At 69.7% G+C, this 16609-nt stretch carries 14 protein-coding genes and 1 tRNA gene; 6 read left to right on the top strand and 9 right to left on the bottom strand.

Translation table 11 applies throughout. The annotated features are described in order from the left end of the window. Positions 1-41: 41 nt before the first annotated feature. Together ASH02_RS16485 and ASH02_RS16480 are read left to right on the top strand one after the other, a co-directional pair. Positions 42-1313, top strand: a complete 1272-nt coding sequence (locus ASH02_RS16485) for an aspartate kinase (protein ID WP_057295092.1) — start codon at positions 42-44, stop codon at positions 1311-1313. Then, positions 1310-2362, top strand: coding sequence for an aspartate-semialdehyde dehydrogenase (locus ASH02_RS16480; protein WP_082563678.1), 1053 nt, complete (start codon positions 1310-1312; stop codon positions 2360-2362). Before ASH02_RS16485 ends, ASH02_RS16480 begins: the two co-directional genes overlap by 4 nt. Before the next feature lie 112 nt (positions 2363-2474). Here the strand turns inward: ASH02_RS16480 and ASH02_RS16475 are convergent, their stop codons facing one another. The 3 genes from ASH02_RS16475 to ASH02_RS16465 all read right to left on the bottom strand — a co-directional run bounded on the left by ASH02_RS16475 (position 2475) and on the right by ASH02_RS16465 (position 5042). Continuing rightward, complete coding sequence (locus tag ASH02_RS16475; RefSeq protein WP_156388555.1) at positions 2475-3578, bottom strand: hypothetical protein; 1104 nt, start codon at positions 3576-3578, stop codon at positions 2475-2477. A gap of 212 nt (positions 3579-3790) precedes the next feature. Continuing rightward, positions 3791-3864 (bottom strand) — tRNA-Pro (locus tag ASH02_RS16470). Between the two features lie 263 nt (positions 3865-4127). Beyond that, the gene (locus ASH02_RS16465) at positions 4128-5042 is read right to left on the bottom strand and encodes a metallophosphoesterase (protein WP_057295091.1); all 915 of its coding nucleotides are present in this window, start codon (positions 5040-5042) and stop codon (positions 4128-4130) included. A 26-nt stretch (positions 5043-5068) separates the two neighbouring features. On the opposite strand from ASH02_RS16465, the gene ASH02_RS16460 reads away from it, so the two are divergent. After that, entirely contained in the window at positions 5069-5530 is a 462-nt protein-coding gene (locus ASH02_RS16460) for a GatB/YqeY domain-containing protein (RefSeq protein ID WP_056679929.1), read from the top strand. Between the two features lie 44 nt (positions 5531-5574). On the opposite strand, the gene ASH02_RS16455 is transcribed toward ASH02_RS16460, so the two are convergent. Then, positions 5575-7941, bottom strand: coding sequence for a penicillin-binding protein (locus tag ASH02_RS16455; protein ID WP_156388554.1), 2367 nt, complete (start codon positions 7939-7941; stop codon positions 5575-5577). Between the two features lie 194 nt (positions 7942-8135). Between ASH02_RS16455 and ASH02_RS16450 the strand changes: the two genes are divergently transcribed. Next, on the top strand, positions 8136-8417 hold the full coding sequence (locus ASH02_RS16450; protein ID WP_200949888.1) for a WhiB family transcriptional regulator: 282 nt from the start codon (positions 8136-8138) through the stop codon (positions 8415-8417). A 48-nt stretch (positions 8418-8465) separates the two neighbouring features. On the opposite strand, the gene ASH02_RS16445 is transcribed toward ASH02_RS16450, so the two are convergent. From ASH02_RS16445 to ASH02_RS16435, 3 genes are read right to left on the bottom strand one after another with little or no spacing between them, the layout of a single operon-like run. Beyond that, positions 8466-9647, bottom strand: coding sequence for an ArsA family ATPase (locus ASH02_RS16445; RefSeq protein ID WP_057295090.1), 1182 nt, complete (start codon positions 9645-9647; stop codon positions 8466-8468). Next, entirely contained in the window at positions 9644-10660 is a 1017-nt protein-coding gene (locus ASH02_RS16440; RefSeq protein ID WP_056679765.1) for an ArsA-related P-loop ATPase, read from the bottom strand. Before ASH02_RS16440 ends, ASH02_RS16445 begins: the two co-directional genes overlap by 4 nt. Before the next feature lie 28 nt (positions 10661-10688). Next, the gene (locus tag ASH02_RS16435; protein WP_056679768.1) at positions 10689-11456 is read right to left on the bottom strand and encodes an IclR family transcriptional regulator; all 768 of its coding nucleotides are present in this window, start codon (positions 11454-11456) and stop codon (positions 10689-10691) included. A 171-nt stretch (positions 11457-11627) separates the two neighbouring features. Here ASH02_RS16435 and ASH02_RS16430 point away from each other — a divergent pair, with 171 nt between their 5' ends. Further along, the gene (locus ASH02_RS16430; RefSeq protein ID WP_057295172.1) at positions 11628-12434 is read left to right on the top strand and encodes a CoA transferase subunit A; all 807 of its coding nucleotides are present in this window, start codon (positions 11628-11630) and stop codon (positions 12432-12434) included. A gap of 1 nt (position 12435) precedes the next feature. Beyond that, positions 12436-13074, top strand: a complete 639-nt coding sequence (locus tag ASH02_RS16425) for a 3-oxoacid CoA-transferase subunit B (RefSeq protein WP_056679771.1) — start codon at positions 12436-12438, stop codon at positions 13072-13074. Between the two features lie 217 nt (positions 13075-13291). On the opposite strand, the gene ASH02_RS16420 is transcribed toward ASH02_RS16425, so the two are convergent. Further along, positions 13292-15730, bottom strand: a complete 2439-nt coding sequence (locus tag ASH02_RS16420) for an ABC transporter permease (RefSeq protein ID WP_057295089.1) — start codon at positions 15728-15730, stop codon at positions 13292-13294. Next, the gene (locus ASH02_RS16415) at positions 15730-16494 is read right to left on the bottom strand and encodes an ABC transporter ATP-binding protein (protein WP_057295171.1); all 765 of its coding nucleotides are present in this window, start codon (positions 16492-16494) and stop codon (positions 15730-15732) included. Before ASH02_RS16415 ends, ASH02_RS16420 begins: the two co-directional genes overlap by 1 nt. Between the last annotated feature and the right edge of the window lie 115 nt (positions 16495-16609).

Raw genomic sequence — 16609 nt, 5'->3', positions numbered from 1 at the left:
TCGCCGGCCCAGTTGTGTCATCACACCGTGAGGAAGATTTCGTGGGCATTGTCGTGCAGAAGTACGGCGGCTCCTCCGTGGCTGACGCGGCCGGCATCAAGCGGGTCGCCCAGCGCATCGTCGCCACCCGCAAGGCCGGCAACGATGTTGTCGTCGTGGTCTCCGCCATGGGCGACAGCACCGATGAGCTGCGAGACCTGGCCGAACAGGTCACCCCGTTGCCGCCCCCGCGCGAGCTCGACATGCTGCTGACCGCCGGTGAGCGCATCTCGATGGCGTTGGTGGCGATGGCGATCGCGCAGCTGGGCCACAAGGCGCAGTCGTTCACCGGCTCGCAGGCCGGGGTCATCACCGACTCCGCGCATGGCAAGGCCAAGATCATCGACATCACGCCCGGACGCATCGAGAACGCCATCAAGAGCGGCGCGATCGCGATCGTGGCCGGCTTCCAGGGCGTCTCGCAGGACACCAAGGACATCACCACGCTCGGACGCGGCGCCTCCGACACCACCGCCGTCGCGCTGGCCGCGGCGCTGGGTGCCGACGTGTGCGAGATCTACAGCGACGTCGACGGCGTCTTCACCGCCGACCCGCGCATCGTCCCGGCGGCTCGCAAGCTCGACCGCGTCTCCACCGAGGAGATGCTCGAGATGGCCGCCTCCGGCGCCAAGATCCTCCACCTGCGGTGCGTGGAGTACGCCCGCCGCTACAACATGCCGATCCACGTCCGGTCCTCCTTTTCCGAGAAGGAAGGCACCTGGATCATTCCCGACATCGAAGGCGAGACCCCCATGGAACAGGCGATCATTTCCGGCGTCGCCCACGATCGAAGCGAAGCCAAGATCACCATCGTCGGTGTCCCCGACAAGGTGGGCGAGGCGGCTCGCATCTTCGAGACCCTGGCCGAGGCCGAGGTCAACCTCGACATGGTCGTCCAGAACGTCTCGGCCGCCGCGACGGTCCGCACCGACATCTCCTTCACCCTGCCCCGCGAGGACGGCCAGGCCGCGATGAGCGCGCTGGCCCGCATCCAGGGCGAGGTCGGCTACGAGGAGCTGCTGTACGACGACCAGATCGGCAAGGTCTCGCTGATCGGCGCCGGCATGCGCTCGCACCCGGGCATCACCGCGAAGTTCTTCGCGTCGCTGGCGAGCGCGGGCGTCAACATCGAGATGATCTCCACCTCCGAGATCCGCATCTCCGTGATCGTCGACGAGGCCCAGGTCGACACCGCCGTACAAGCCACGCACACCGCCTTCGACCTCGACTCCGAAGAGGTCGAGGCCGTCGTCTACGGAGGAACCGGACGATGACTTCACCCCACGCCTCCCGCCCCGTGCGTCTCGGCATCGTCGGCGCCACCGGCCAGGTCGGCGACGCCATGCGTCGCATCCTCGCCGAGCGCGACTTCCCGCTCGAGTCGATCCGGTTCCTCGCCTCGGCCCGCTCGGCCGGCACCACGCTGCCGTGGGGCGACGGCGAGATCACCGTCGAGGACGCCTCGACCGCCGACATCTCCGACCTCGACATCGCGATCTTCTCCGCCGGCGGCTCCACGTCGAAGGCGCTGGCCCCGAAGTACGCCGAGGCCGGCGTGATCGTGGTCGACAACTCGTCGGCCTGGCGGATGGACCCCGACGTACCGCTCGTGGTCTCCGAGGTGAACCCGGAGGCGATCGGCGAGGCCCGCAAGGGCATCATCGCCAACCCGAACTGCACCACGATGGCCGCAATGCCCGTGCTCAAGCCGTTGCACGAGGAGGCCGGGCTCCAGCGGCTCATCGTCTCGACCTACCAGGCCGTCTCCGGCTCCGGTCTCGCCGGCGTCGAGGAGCTGGCCGGGCAGGTCGAGGCCGCCGGTGACGCCCGCAGCCTGGCCACCGACGGTTCGTCGGTGGAGTTCCCCGAGCCGGTGAAGTACGCCCGCACCATCGCCTACAACGTGGTCGCGCTGGCCGGCTCGATCGTCGACGACGGGCTGAACGAGACCGACGAGGAGCAGAAGCTCCGCAACGAGTCCCGCAAGATCCTCGGCCTGCCCGACCTGCGGGTCTCGGGCATCTGCGTGCGGGTGCCGGTCTTCTCCGGCCACTCGCTGGCGATCAACGCCGAGTTCGAGCGGCCGCTGCCGGTCAAGCGCGCCGAGGAGCTCCTCGCCGACGCCCCCGGCGTCGAGTTGTCCGAGATCCCGAACCCGCTCGAGGCCGCCGGCCAGGACCCGTCGTACGTCGGACGCCTGCGCAACGACCCCGGCGTCGATGACGAGCGTGGCCTGGCGTTGTTCATCAGCAACGACAACCTGCGCAAGGGTGCCGCCCTGAACGCCGTGCAGATCGCCGAACTGGTCGCCGCCACCCTCTGATCGCTCCGCGGCCAGCTGCCCCGCGCCCTGCCCCGTGTAACGCGGGGTTACGGTCGCTCCACACGCGTTGTGACGCGTGGGGAGCGACCACAGCACCGCACAAGTCGCGCGGCTACTCCGGTGTGCCGTGGTCCTCGATGAACAGCGAGGTCAGCCACTGCGAGACCACGAAGGTGACCACCGCGACGGCCGGGATGACCACGACCATCCACGGCGAGAAGATCACCCGGATCAGGAACAGCAGCGCGATCACGGCGACGAGGCCGACGGCCAGGAAGCTGGTGCTGCCGGGGTCGGCGACCTTCCATGCGCCGAGCAGGGCGCTGCCGATCACCACGAGCAGGATCATGATCGCGATCAGCAGGAAGAAGCCGGGCGTGCCACAGCTGCTGGTGCCCTTGACCGCCTCGCAGCCCTGGACGGCCAGGTAGGTCATCGCGACGGCGAGGGCACCGATCACCAGGCCGGTGATCGCTGCGGCGACCCGTCCCGGAAGTGCCGGCAGGGTGAACGTACGCCGCTCGCGGGGCGCGCGACGCCTGGCCGCAACAGCTGATTCGTCCTCGTCGTCTTCGTCGTCCGTGAGGTCCTCGTCCGTGACGTCGCCAGCGGGTTCGGGCGACGGCATGGCGGCGGCCGGCTCGGTCACCTCGTCGGTGAAGAGCGGCCGGTCGTCGATGTCGTCGTCCGCTGCTGGTGCCTGGGCAGGAGCAGCCGGCTCGGCCGTTGGTGCCGGTGCAGCTGTTGCGGGCGACTCCTGCACGGGTGGGGCCGGCTGCGGGTCGACCGTGTCGAGGTCGTCGAGCACCGCGGTGTGGGACGTGTCGTCCGCGTCCGGCGTACTGCCCAGGACGACGGTGGGCTCCGCGTCCGGTTCAGTGGGGGTCTCGGTGACGGTGGTCTCGGGCGCGGTGGCGTCGACAACGGCCGGCGCGGGTGACTCCGGCTCAGCGACGGCTTCCGCGACCGGTTCCTCGGCCACCTCGGGCGTCTCCGTGACGGGCTCCGGGGACTCGTCCGCGGGCGTCGCACTGTCCGCGGGGGGCTCGCTCGCCTCCGAAGGCTTCCGGCCGCGTACGACGGCGTCCAGCTCCTCCTGGGTCGGCGTGAGCGAGTCGTCCGGCGCAGGCTCCTGCTTGCCCTTCTTGCGCCGGAAGAGATTGCCGAGTGAGGGCATCTCCAGTGAGGGGCCGTCCCCAAGATCCTTGTCAGCCATGGAGCGCAGTCTGCCAGAGGTGCAACGTGTCCTACCTGGCATCCGGGTGTTGGGCGTACAGGTGTGCACCGGAGCAGGTTCGTCTTGTGCGCCTCTGTTGACGCTGTGCACCCGGCCGGCAGGGTGCACAGCGTCATGGACAGCGCGTTACACGACGGAGAGGGTCGGAAATGCGTGATGGCCGGACCATGGAGGTCCGGCCATCTACAGGGTCGGGCTGACAGGATTTGAACCTGCGGCCTCTTCGTCCCGAACGAAGCGCGCTACCAAGCTGCGCCACAGCCCGATCGCGGAACGTGCCCGCGAACGGACGCGAGCATACCCGAGGGCAACCGGCCCCCTGAAATCGGTGCCCGGGGACGAGACCGATGTACCGAAGAACGGGCAATCCGCCGGAATGGAGCGGGCCGTCGGGCGTGCGCGGCGTGCGCCGAGCGCGTTGTGCCCGTTCTTCGGCACGGCCCTACGGAACTGGCGACAGGTCGACCCGAACTGGCGACAGGTCGACCCGAACTGGCGACAGGTCGACCGGAACTGGCGACAGGTCGATCAGTTCTCGCGACAGGTCAGGGTGAGGAGGGTGGCCTCGGGGCGACAGGCAAAGCGGATCCGCGTGTAGGGGTTGGTGCCCACACCGGCCGAGACGTGCAGCCAGGCCGAGCCCGGATCGCCGGGCGCCGACTCCGCCGGGTGCCGGTGCAGGCCCTTGGCGCGGGCGTTGTCGAGGTCGCAGTTGGTGGTCAGTGCACCCTTGAACGGCAGGCACACCTGCCCGCCGTGCGTGTGGCCGGCGATGATCGCGTCGTACCCGTCGGCGGCGAACTGGTCGAGCACCCGCAGGTACGGCGCGTGCGCGACCGCCAGGCGTACGTCGGCCCCCGCTGGTGCCGGTCCGGACACGGCCGGGAGGTCGTCGTACGAGAGGTGGGGGTCGTCGACACCGGCGAAGGCGAGCGCGGTGTCGCCGATGGTGAGCGAGCCGGTCGTGTTCGTCAGACCCGTCCAGCCGGCCTCCTCGAAGCCCCGCTGCAGGTCCTTCCACGGCAACTGGGGCGAGTCGACGGCGCGAGTGCCGTCGTCGGGCATGAGGTACCTGAACGGGTTGCGCGGAGCCGGCTCGAAGTAGTCGTTGGACCCGAAGACGTAGACGCCCGGCGCCTCGAGGAGCGGTTCGAGCGTGGAGAGCACCACGGGTACGGCGTCACGGTGGGCCAGGTTGTCACCGGTGTTGATCACCAGATCGGGCTGGAGCGCGGCCAGCCGGCGTACCCAGTCCTGCTTGCGTGACTGGTCAGGGGTCATGTGGATGTCGGAGAGGTGCAGCACCCGCAGCGACCGTTGCCCGGCCGGAAGGATCGGCAGTTCCACCCGCCGGAGCGTGTAGGCACGGGCCTCCGTGGCGGCGTACCCGAGCGTGGCGACGCCGGCGAGCACGCCGAGGCCGAGAATGCGGGTGAACGACATCCCTCAAGGCTGCCACAATGGTCCTCATGAGTGCTCTCAAGGACCGCATGCGCAGTGACCTGACCACGGCCATCAAGGCCCGGGACGAGGTGCGCTCCTCCACTCTCCGGATGCTGCTCACCGCGATCACGAACGCCGAGGTGGCCGGCAAGACCCAGGTGGAGCTGTCCGACGACGACATCATCGGCGTGCTGTCCACCGAGGCCAAGAAGCGGCGCGAGGCCGCGACCGCCTTCGACGACGGCGGCCGGGCCGAGATGGCCGACAAGGAGCGGGCCGAGCTCGTGGTGATCGGCGACTACCTGCCGGCCCAGCTGAGCGAGTCCGAGATCGCCGACCTCGTCACCGCCGCCGTCGAGAAGACCGGCGCCGCCGGCGAGGGCATGCGCGCGATGGGCAAGGTCATGGGCATCGTCTCGCCGCAGGTGAAGGGCAAGGCGGACGGTGGCCTGGTGGCGGCCGAGGTACGCCGCCAGCTCGGCGCCTGAGTTCCACGCGGGCGCCCTGTCGCTCGCGTCAGTGAGTCGGTGAGTCAGCGGCCGCGTCCGCGCCCTGGCTTCTTCTTTTTCTTCTTGGGCGGGTCCTGCTTCGGCGGGACGTACGGCGAGCCGTCGGAGACGTAGATCGTCACCACGTCGCCGGAGGACTGCTGGCCACCCGACCCGGGGTCGGTGTAGGCGACGGTGCCCTGGTTGTAGCTGGAGTCGACCTGGCCGCTGGCCACGATCACCTTGAAACCGAGGTCCTCGAGAGTGGCCTTGGCGTCGTCGACGTTCATGCCACCGGTCGGCGGGATGTCGACGAGCACACCGGAGATCTCGGTCGAGGACGGCGGGGTGAACGTCTCGTCGTCGAGCCACTGCTCGATGACGTGCATGGCGTCGCCCCACATGGGGCCGGCCGTGCCGGAGCCCGAGGCCGAGTAGAGGGTGCTGCCGCCGATGGTCTTGCCGATCAGGGAGTCGGGGCCGCCGTCCTCCTTGACCCCGGCGATCATCGACGCACCGGCCAGGTTGGGCGTGTAGCCGACGAACCACACCGAGTTGGCACTGTTCGTCGTACCGGTCTTGCCGGCCGACTGCTGGCCGAGGGCGAGACCGTTGATGGCACCGAAGCCGTCGCCTTCCTGCACGCCGCGCAGGACGTCGTTGACGGCGTCGGCGACCGCGCTGGGCAGCACCTGCGTGCACTTGCGCGGGTAGTCCTTGAGCAGGGTGCCGTTGGCGTCCTCGATCTTGGTGACCGGTCGCGCGTCGCAGTGCAGGCCGCGGGCGGCGAACGTCGCGTAGGCCTCGGCCATCTCGAGCGGGGTGGCGTCGGCAACGCCGAGCGTGAAGGTCGGCACTCGCTCGGCCGAACCGGAGCTGCTGTCGACCGGGTTGGTCAGGTTGACGCCCATCTGCTTGGCCAGGCGGTACGGCGTGCAGATGCCGGTGAGCTGTTCAAGGGCCATGTAGAAAGTGTTCACGGACTCGCGCGTGCCGGTGTAGAGGTTCTTCGGACCGGAGGTCGTGGAGTTCGGGATGGAGAAGCTGCCGTAGCCGTAGGGCTGGCCGTCACAGTTCTTGTAGTCGGCCTCCTGGAACGTGCGTTCCTTGGGCGAGTCGATCGTGGTGTTGAGGGAGATCTTCTGCCGGATCGCATCGGCGAGCACGAACGCCTTGAACGTCGAGCCGGCCTGGAAGCCCCGGGCGCCGCCCTCTTCCTTGGGCACCGCATAGTTGATGGACGTCTCGCCCATCTTCTCCTTGAGCCCCAGGGGCCTGGACTGGGAGATCGCCTTGACGTTGCCGGTCCGTGGCTGGATCAGGGCCAGGGACCCGATGGCCGACTCGTTCTGGCGCACGTGGTTGCGCACCGACGCGTCGGCGGCGTCCTGGAACCGGAGGTCGAGGGACGTGCGGATGGTCAGGCCGCCGGACTTCAGCAGGGTGAGGCGGTCCTCGGGGGTCTTGCCCAACGCGGGGTCACGCGTGAGGTAGTTGACCACGTAGTCGCAGTAGATCGGTGCCCGCGCCAGCAGGCAGCCGTTGCGGCTGGACGTGATCTTGAGACGCAGGCCCTGGGACTTGATCTTTTCGGCCCGCTCCTCGCTGATCACCTTCAGCTGGGCCATGCGGTCGAGCACGACGTTGCGACGCGAGAGCGCCTTGTCGGGGAACGTGATCGGGTCGTAGCCGACCGGGTTCTTCACCAGCCCGGCCAGGGTGGCCGCCTCGCGGAGGTTCAGCTTGCGGGCGTCCTTGCTGAAGTAGTGCTTGGCCGCCGCCTGTACGCCGTACACGCCGTCACCGAAGTAGGCGATGTTGAGGTAGCGCTCGAGGATCCAGTCCTTGGAGTAGTTCTCCTCGAAGGCGATCGCGTAGCGCAGCTCGCGCAGCTTGCGGGCGATCGTCTCGGCCTGGGCGGCCTTGCGCTCGTCGTCGTCCTTGGCCTGGCTGATCAGGGTCAGCTTGACCATCTGCTGGGTGATCGAGGAGCCACCCTGGCGGGTCGAGCCTGACGCCTGGTTGGTGATGAACGCGCGCAGCGTGCCCTTCACGTCGAGGGCGCCGTGCTGGTAGAAGCGGTAGTCCTCGATCGAGACGATCGCCTGGCGCATGACCTTGGCCATCTGGCGCAGCGGCACGTTCACCCGGTTCTCGTCGTACAGGGTGGCGATCGTGGTGCCGTCGCTGGCGAGAATGCGGGACGACTGGGCCAGCGCCTCGGTCTCGAGCTCGTCGGGCAGTTCCTGCAGGGAGTCCGAGACGTTGCCCGCGGTGAGCCCGGCGACCGCGGCGAACGGGATGGCCAGCCCGGCGGCGACGACTCCCAGGATCACCGAGACAGCGAGCATCGAGCCGAGGTGGGAGAGCACGGAAACCGGGCGGGAGCGGCCGTCATCGGGGGCGGACATGCACCTCAGGATACGTGACAGGGCCATATCACCCGCATTGGTGCGGGTTGGCGACTAGTCCTTTCTGACTAGACGAAGTGGCCAACTCGTGTCTGTTTCAACCACCGATCATTGCCTACCTTTACTTGTGGGGATTGGCCCGTGGTGAGTTTCAGATTGGAGCTCATCCATCTCGGTTTGGATGTGGGGACATCATGTGGGTTGAAGACTGGGCGCCGGCAGCGGCGTGTCGACAGGCGCAGCCGGACGAACTCTTCGTCCGTGGTGCGGAGCAGAACAAGGCCAAGCAGGTCTGCGCGGGTTGTCCCGTGCGCACCGAGTGCCTGGCCGAAGCGCTGGACAACCAGATCGAGTGGGGTGTGTGGGGAGGCATGACCGAGCGCGAGCGCCGGGCACTGCTTCGTCGTAGCCCCGCCGCGTCCTGGCGCAGCGTGCTGGAAGCCGCCAAGGCCGGCCACTCGGGCGCACTCGTCTGAGCGACTGGCCACTGGGGTCGACCCGGTCCTGACTGACTACTTCGGACGTCAGGCCGCCGGGCCGGCCAGCAGCGAGCCGATTCGACGGAGCCCGTCGAGGTCGTGCACGTCGGTGGCCAGTGCCGGGACGACCGCCGTGGCGACCCTGGGGTTGGCCGCGGCGAACCTGGCCCGCAACCCGGTCTCACGCTCGACGATCCGCACCCGGTCGGCGTGCAGCCGCAACAGGCCTGCCGTGACCTCGGCCCCGCCGTCACGCCTGGCGAGCCGCTCGACGGCGGCCATCGCCTCGTCGGCGCTGAGCTCGCTCTCCGGCCTGATGCCGGCCCGGTTGACCACCAACCCGGCGAGCGGCATGTTCTCCCCGCTGAGCCGGTCGACGAAGTACGCCGCCTCGCGCAGCGCGTCGGGCTCCGGAGCCGCGATGACAAGGAACGCCGTACCTTCGGCCTGCAGCAGCTCATAGGTCTTCTGGGCCCGCTGGCGGAAGCCGCCGAAGAGGGTGTCGAACGCCGCGACGAACATCTGGAGGTCCTGGAGCACGGTCGCCCCGAGGATCTTGGTCAACGCGTTCGTGATCAACCCGAAGCCGGCGGTCATGATGCGTGCCGGGCCCCGCGCCGGCGCCAGCAGCAGCCGGATGAACTTGCCGTCGAGGAAGCTGCTCAGCCGCTCGGGAGCGTCGAGGAAGTCCAGCGCCGAACGCGACGGGGGCGTGTCGACGACGATCAGGTCGTAGGCCCTCGACTGCTTCGCGTCGCGGTAGAGCTGCCCGAGCTTCTCCATCGCCATGTATTCCTGGGTGCCCGCGAACGAGCTGGACAACGCGATGTAGAAGGGGTTCTCCAGGATCTGCTTCGCCTTCTCGGGGCTGGCCTGGCTCTCGACCACCTCGTCGAAGGTCCGCTTCATGTCGAGCATCATCGCGTCGAGCGACCCGGTGCCCTCGGCGACGCCGGCCACCGGCCGGGGCGTGTTGTCGAGGGCCTCGATGCCCATCGACTGCGCCAGCCGTCGGGCCGGGTCGATGGTGAGTACGACGACCTTGCGGCCACGCTCGGCCGCCCGCAGTGCGAGGGATGCCGAGGTGGTGGTCTTGCCTACCCCGCCGGACCCGCAGCACACGATGATCTCGGTGGCCGGGTTGTCGAGCAGTGCGTCGATGTCGAGGGTCGGGGCGACCTCGCCCGTCGAGGCCAGCGGGCCGACCCGGGTGCGTTGCCGGCTCATGCCATCCCTTGCTCTCGCAGCGTCGCGGCCAGTTGGTAGAGGCCGCCCATGTCGACTCCGGACGGGAGTCGGGGCAGCTCGTAGATGGGGACGCCGATCTCATGGACCAGGGCCCGTTGGCTCTCCTCGAGGGCGCGCCGCTCGGCGTGGTCGTGGGCCTCGGTGAGCAGCCCGTCGACGAGCACCTTGTCGACCTCGACGCCGGCCGAGCGGAGGTCCGCCTCGATGCCGTCACGGTCGAGGGTGCCGTTGCGGGCCGCGTCGAGCTGCTCCGCGCTGAGGTCGCGTGGCCGGACCAGGTTCACGATCACCCCGCCGACGGGGAGCTTGGCCTGATGCAGCTCGCCCACGCCGTCGGCGGTCTCCTGGACCGGCATCTCCTCGAGCACGGTGACCAGGTGGATGGCGGTGCGGGGAGAGCGGAAGAGCGTCATCACGGTGTCGGCCTGCTTCTTGATCGGCCCGGCCTTGGCCAGCCCGGCCAGCTCGCCGTTGACGTTGAGGAACTGGGCGATCCGGCCGGTCGGAGGAGCGTCGAGCACGATCGCGTCGTACTGCTGGCCGGCCTTGCTGGAGGTGCCCTTCTTGCGGCCGTCCTTGGCGGCCTCGAAGACCTTGCCGGTGAGCAGTACGTCGCGTACGCCGGGGGCGACCGTGGTGGCGAAGTCGATGACGCCGAAGCGGTCGAGCGCCCGCCCGGCACGACCGAGCTTGTAGTACATCGCGAGGTATTCGAGTAGGGCGGACTCGGCGTCGATGTGCAGGGCGTAGACCTCGCCGGCGCTGCCCTCGGAACCGGGGAGCCCCGACGCGATGCGGCGCTCCTCGTAGGGCAGGGGCGAGACGTCGAACATCTGGGCGATGCCCTGGCGACCCTCGACCTCGCAGAGCAGCACGCTCTTGCCACGGCTGGCCAGGGCAAGTGCCAGTGCAGCGGCGACCGTCGACTTGCCGGTTCCGCCCTTGCCGGTGACGACGTGCAGCTGGACCTTCGGCCAGTCGGTGGTGCTCACGGGACGAGAGCCTAACCGGGCGGTCGGACTACTGGGAACGGAACCGGCGGATGCGACGCGACAGGTCATGGGCCTCCTGGAGCAGGAGCCGGCCGAGCTCGGGACGCCGGTCGTCGGCGAACCGGTGGTCGATCCCGGTCAGGCTCAGCGCCCACTGGGGTGACTCGTCGGAGTCGAAGACCGCGGCACCTATGCCCCAGCTGCCGCGCACGATCAGCCCGGGGTTGAACGCGTAGCCCTGGCGCTGCGTCTCGGCGATGCGTTGCTCCACCGCCTTGCGGGCGTGGGTGGCGCCGTACCGCTCGGTGAGGTCGTGGTCGTCGAGGTACTCGGTGATCTCCCGCTCCGGCAGGTAGGACAGGATCACCTGGCCGGCCGAGGCGACGCCGAGCGGGAACCGGATGCCCTCGTGCAGCACGTGGGAGCGGATCGGGAAGCTGCCGTCCTCGCGGACCAGGCAGATCGTCTCGTCGCCGCGCCGGGCCGAGAAGAACGCGCTCTCGCCGGTGGCCTCGCTCAGCCTGCGCAGGCTGGCGCCGGCCAGGTGGCTGACGTCGTAGCGTGCGGCCGCGGCGCTGCCGAGCAGGAACGTCTCGGGCCCGAGCTGCCACAGGCCGGCCGGCGTCCGGTCGACCAGACCCTCCTGCTGCAGCGCGACCAGCAACCGGTGGGCGGTCGGCCGGGCGAGATCGGCGGCGACCCCCGCAGCGGTCGTCGTGACACCGTCGGGCTCGTGCTGGGAGACCGCACGCAGCACCCGCCCGATGCGCGCGACCACCTGGTGTGAGGCCTGCATGGGACGACGATACTGCGCGTTCATCCAGTGAACGCATCCGCTCGAATGTGTGCGTCGTACGAGAGATCCGCGTCCATCTCCCGACCGGACGTTGACGCCGTCCCCAGGGTGCGGCAGAACAGGGGGTGGGCCTTCCGGATCGGTGGGCACGTCGAGGAGGAGGAGACCTTCGTGGACAAGGTGATGGCCAACGCCGCCGAGGCGGTCGCCGACATCGGCTCGGGGGCGACCCTGGCCGTGGGCGGCTTCGGACTGTGCGGCATCCCGTCGGTGCTGATCGACGCCCTGCTGACCCAGGGAGCCGACGAGCTCGAGGCGGTCTCGAACAACTGCGGCGTCGACGACTGGGGTCTCGGCCGGCTGCTGATGGCCCGACGCCTGCGCCGGATGATCGCGTCGTACGTCGGGGAGAACAAGGAGTTCGCCCGGCAGTACCTCTCCGGTGAGCTCGAGGTCGAGCTCACGCCGCAGGGCACCCTGGCCGAGCGCATGCGCGCCGGCGGCTCGGGCATCCCGGGCTTCTACACCGCCACCGGCGTCGGCACCCAGGTCGCGGACGGCGGCCTCCCCTGGAGGTACGACGACGCCGGCAACGTCGTGGTGGCCTCGCCGCCCAAGGAGGTGCGCAGCTTCGGGGGTCGTGACTTCGTGCTCGAGGAGGCGATCGTCGCCGACTTCGGGCTGGTCCGGGCCTGGAAGGGCGACCGGCACGGCAATCTCGTCTTCCGCGACTCCGCCCGCAACTTCAACCCGCTCGCTGCGATGTGCGGTCGCCTCACGATCGCCGAGGTCGAGGAGCTCGTCGAGCCGGGCGAGCTGAACCCCAACGACGTGCACACCCCCGGGGTCTACGTGCAGCGCGTGGTCGCGCTGACTCCCGAGCAGGCTGCCGACAAGCGGATCGAGAAGAGGACTGTCTCTGCTCCGTTGGTTGAGGAGGTTGCGCAGCAACCATCTCGAAACCAGGAAGGAAACTGACATGGCATGGACACGCGAGCAGATGGCGGCCCGGGCGGCCGGGGAGCTGAGCGACGGCTCCTACGTCAACCTCGGGATCGGCCTGCCGACCCTGGTGCCGAACTACGTGCCCGAGGGCACCGAGCTGGTGCTGCAGTCCGAGAACGGCATCCTCGGCGTCGGGCCCTACCCGACCGAGGAGAACGTCGACGCCGACCTGATCAACGCCGGCAAGGAGACCGTCACGCTCAACCGTGGCGCGTCGTTCTTCGACTCCGCCACCTCGTTCGGGATGATCCGCGGCGGCAAGATCGACGCCGCGATCCTCGGTGCGATGCAGGTGTCGGTGAAGGGTGACATCGCCAACTGGATGATCCCCGGCAAGATGGTCAAGGGCATGGGCGGCGCGATGGACCTCGTGCACGGCGCCAAGAAGGTGATCGTGCTGATGGAGCACGTGGCCCGCGACGGCTCCTACAAGATCGTCAACGAGTGCTCGCTGCCCTACACCGGCCTCGGCGTCGTACAACGCATCATCACCGACCTCGGCGTCATGGACATCCTCCCGGCAGCCGAGGGAGGCGGGCTGAAGCTGGTCGAGCTGGCTCCCGGCGTGACCGAGGACGAGATCCGCGAGAAGACCGAGCCCGAGCTGCTCTGACCTGCTCGTCGGTCGAGGGGCGAGCGCTGCCCTCGGTGGTCGAGTGGCGAGCGCTGCCCTCGGTGGTCGAGTGGCGAGCGCCAGCGAGCGTATCGAGACCAGGGCCAGTTGCCGAAGGTCTCGATACGCCGCTCGTTCCTCGCGGCTACTCGACCACCGAGAGGGCGCGCTGGCCACTCGAACGACGCGAGGCACTCGACCGACGAGGAAGGCGCGCTCACTCCATCGTCAGGCCCGCGGCCGGCGTCACCCGTGCCGCGCGGCGGGCAGGCAGCACACAGGCCAGGAGCCCGGCTGCAGCGGACACGAGTACGACGATCGCGAGCTGGCCCAGCGGCAGGGTCATGGACGCGTTCTCGACGTACTTCGCCAGCATGGTCTGGACGCCGACCCAGGCGAAGCCGATGCCCAGTGTGGTGCCGAGCAGGGTCGCCACCACGGAGAGCAGCACCGCCTCGGTGGCCAGCGTGGCCCGAAGCTGTCGACGGGTCAGGCCGAGGGCCCGCAGCAGGGCGTTCTCCCGTCCTCGTTCGAGCACCGAGAGACCGAGCGTGTTGGCGATGCCGATCAGCGCGATGACCACGGCGATGCCGAGCAGGCCGACGATCGCGCCGGTCATCACGTCGAGCTGGAGGTCGACGAAGGCCCACTTGCCCAGGGTCGAGACCACGTCGGCGTCGGAGGCCGCGGCCACGGCGGACAGGTCGCCGCTGAAGTCCTCGGCGTCGGTGTCGAGATCGGCCCGCACCCAGATCGCCTGCGTGGACGGTGCCGCGTCGAGCCCGGCCAGCGTCTGCGGGGCGACGACGGCGACGTTGCCCCAGTCCTCCCCGGCGTTCACCCGCAGGGTCTCCGTGCGCTCGCCGACGGTGACCGTGACCGTGCGTGGCACGTTGCCGTTCTCCAGTGCGTCGATCGGCAGGTAGATCTCCCCGGCGCGGGGCGCGGCGAAGTCCGGCGTGCTCCGCATCAGGTCGGCGGTGTCCGGGCCGGGGGCGACGACCCGCATCCGGCCGATCCCGCGGTCGAGGGTGCCGACCGTGCCGGGGACCTCCACGGCACTCTCGACGGCGGGCAGGTCGCGCACTCCGGTGAGCACCTCCGGTGCCAGTCCGGCCCCCGTGGTCGCCGAGACGGTGGCGTCGAGAGGATGGTCGGTGGCCATCTCGTCGTCGATGATGCTGCGTCCACTGGCCAGCCCGGTGAGGACGGCGGTCGTGAGGGTGACCCCGACGAGCAACGAGGCGGTCGTGGCCGCCGTACGCCGTGGGTTGCGGACTGCGTTGGAGGTGGCCAGTCGTCCGGGCGGGCCCATGACGCGGGCGGTGAGCGATCCGGCGACCCGGATCAGGGCGGGAACGATCGTCGGCCCGAGCAGGACCACCCCGAAGAACGTGGCGCCTCCGCCCACCACCATCAGTGGGACCGCGGCTCCGGCGATGGCCGCGGCCATCGCCAGCACCCCGGCGGCGACGACGAGGATGCCGAACCCGATGCGGAGACGGCCGGCCGTCGTGCGTACGTCGACACCGGTGTCCGGACGAAGTGCGGCGAGCGGGCTGACCCGGGTGACCCGGCGGGTAGGAAGCCAGGACGCCATGACCGTGACCGCGGTGCCGACAAGGAAGGCGCCGGCGAACCAGACGGGGGAGAAGGACGCCTCGCCCAGTCGAGCGCTCGGGGCGAGGTCACGGATCAGCGCGACCAGGCCGAGTCCGAGTCCAGCGCCGGCCACCAGGCCGACCAGGGCGGAGACGACACCGAGCGCGAGGGCCTCGAGGCGGATCGAGCGAAGCACCTGCCGCCGGGTGGCGCCGACGCAGCGCAGCAGGGCGAAGTCGCGGGTCCGCTGCGCGAACAGGATCGAGAACGTGTTGGCGATGACCATCACCGAGGTGCCGATGGCGATCGCCGCGAAGAGCAGCAGGATGAACGCGATGACGTCGACGCCGTTGGTGGCCGCCTTCTGCTGGTCAGCCACGAAGTCGTCGGTGGTCTGCACGGTCGCGTCCGGGTAGGCGCTCTCGAGGGCACGGATCTGCTCGTCCGCGGAGCCGGCGCCGTTCCAGGCGACGCTGTTGATCATGCTCTGGTCGAGCCACCGGTCCTGGGCGTCCTGGGTGAGGTAGACCGCGGACCAGACCATCGACGACGGGCTGTCGACGCTGCCGACGACCTTCACGTCGAGGGCCTGCTTGCCGGTTCCGATGGTGAGGGTGTCGCCGATCCCGACGTCATTGGCCTTGGCCGCGTTCGCGTCGACGACTGCCTCGTGGTCGGTGGAGGGGAAGCGGCCGTCGACCAGCTCCTGCCAACGCATCGCGTTGTCGCGGGGGAGGGCGCCGACGTCGGCGCCGTCGGTGATCTCGGTGCCGTCGCGTGACACGGAGAGCCACGCCCAGCCCAGCACGGAGGCCGAGGCGCCCTCCTTCTCGGCGCGGTCCAGGAGTCGGGCCGCGTCGGGGCCGTCGATCCCGGAGACCACCACGTCGGCATGTGCGAACGGCGCGTCGAGGCCCGAGGTCAGGCCGTCGCGGGCCGCGGAGGAGAGCGCGTTGGTGACGATGATGAAGGTGACCCCGATGGCCACGGCCAGGCTCGCGGCGACGTACCGCCGGGTGTGCCGCCGCATCGAGGCGAGCAGGACGGTGCGCATCACGCCGCCCGGTGGCGCAGGGCCGCGACGAGCTCGTCGCGGGTGGGCGTGGTGAGGTGGGTGCGGATGGCGCCGTCGGCGATGACGAGCACGTCGTCGGCATAGGCGGCGGCGTCGAGCTCGTGGGTGACCATGACGACGGTCTGGCCGAGCTCGCGCACCGAGTGGCGCAGGAAGTCGAGGACCTCGGCGCTCGCGGTCGAGTCGAGGTTGCCGGTCGGCTCGTCGGCGAAGACGATCGCGGGCTGGGCGACCAGGGCGCGGGCGATCGCCACGCGCTGCTGCTGTCCGCCGGAGAGCTGGCTGGGGAGGTGGCCGGTGCGGTCGGCGAGTCCGAGCACGTCGACGACCATCTCGAACCTGGCCCGCTCCTCGCGCCCGACCTTGCGACCGGCGAGCTCCAGCGGGAGCAGGATGTTCTGGCCAGCGGTCAGCATCGGCAGCAGGTTGAACGACTGGAAGACGAAGCCGACGTGGTCGCGCCGGAACTTCGTCAGCGCGGTGTCGTCGAGCGACTCCAACGCCACGCCCGCCACCTCGACCGTGCCGGCGGTCGGCTGGTCGAGCCCGGCCAGGCAGTGCATCAGTGTCGACTTCCCGGAGCCCGAGGGGCCCATGATTGCGGTGAACCGGCCGGCCGGGAGGTCGAGGTCGACTCCTCGAAGCGCATGCACCTCGGCGTGGGTTCCGACGCCGTAGGTCTTGGTCAGGCCGCGGGCAGTCGCGGCGGTTCGGAGGGCGGTGGGGACGGTGGTCTCGATCATGACCACCACGCTAGGAATTCTGCGGCTCCCGAACGTCAGGCCGGCGGTGGAACCCGTCGTACGACCTGGGGATGACGCGGGCGTTCGTCGTACGACCCGTGGGTCTCGCGCCCGC

Origin of the sequence: Nocardioides sp. Soil796 (assembly GCF_001429525.1) — a bacterium.
Classification (GTDB): domain Bacteria; phylum Actinomycetota; class Actinomycetes; order Propionibacteriales; family Nocardioidaceae; genus Nocardioides.
Note: the sequence above shows the minus strand (reverse complement) of the source record. Positions and strands in the feature narration are given on the sequence as shown.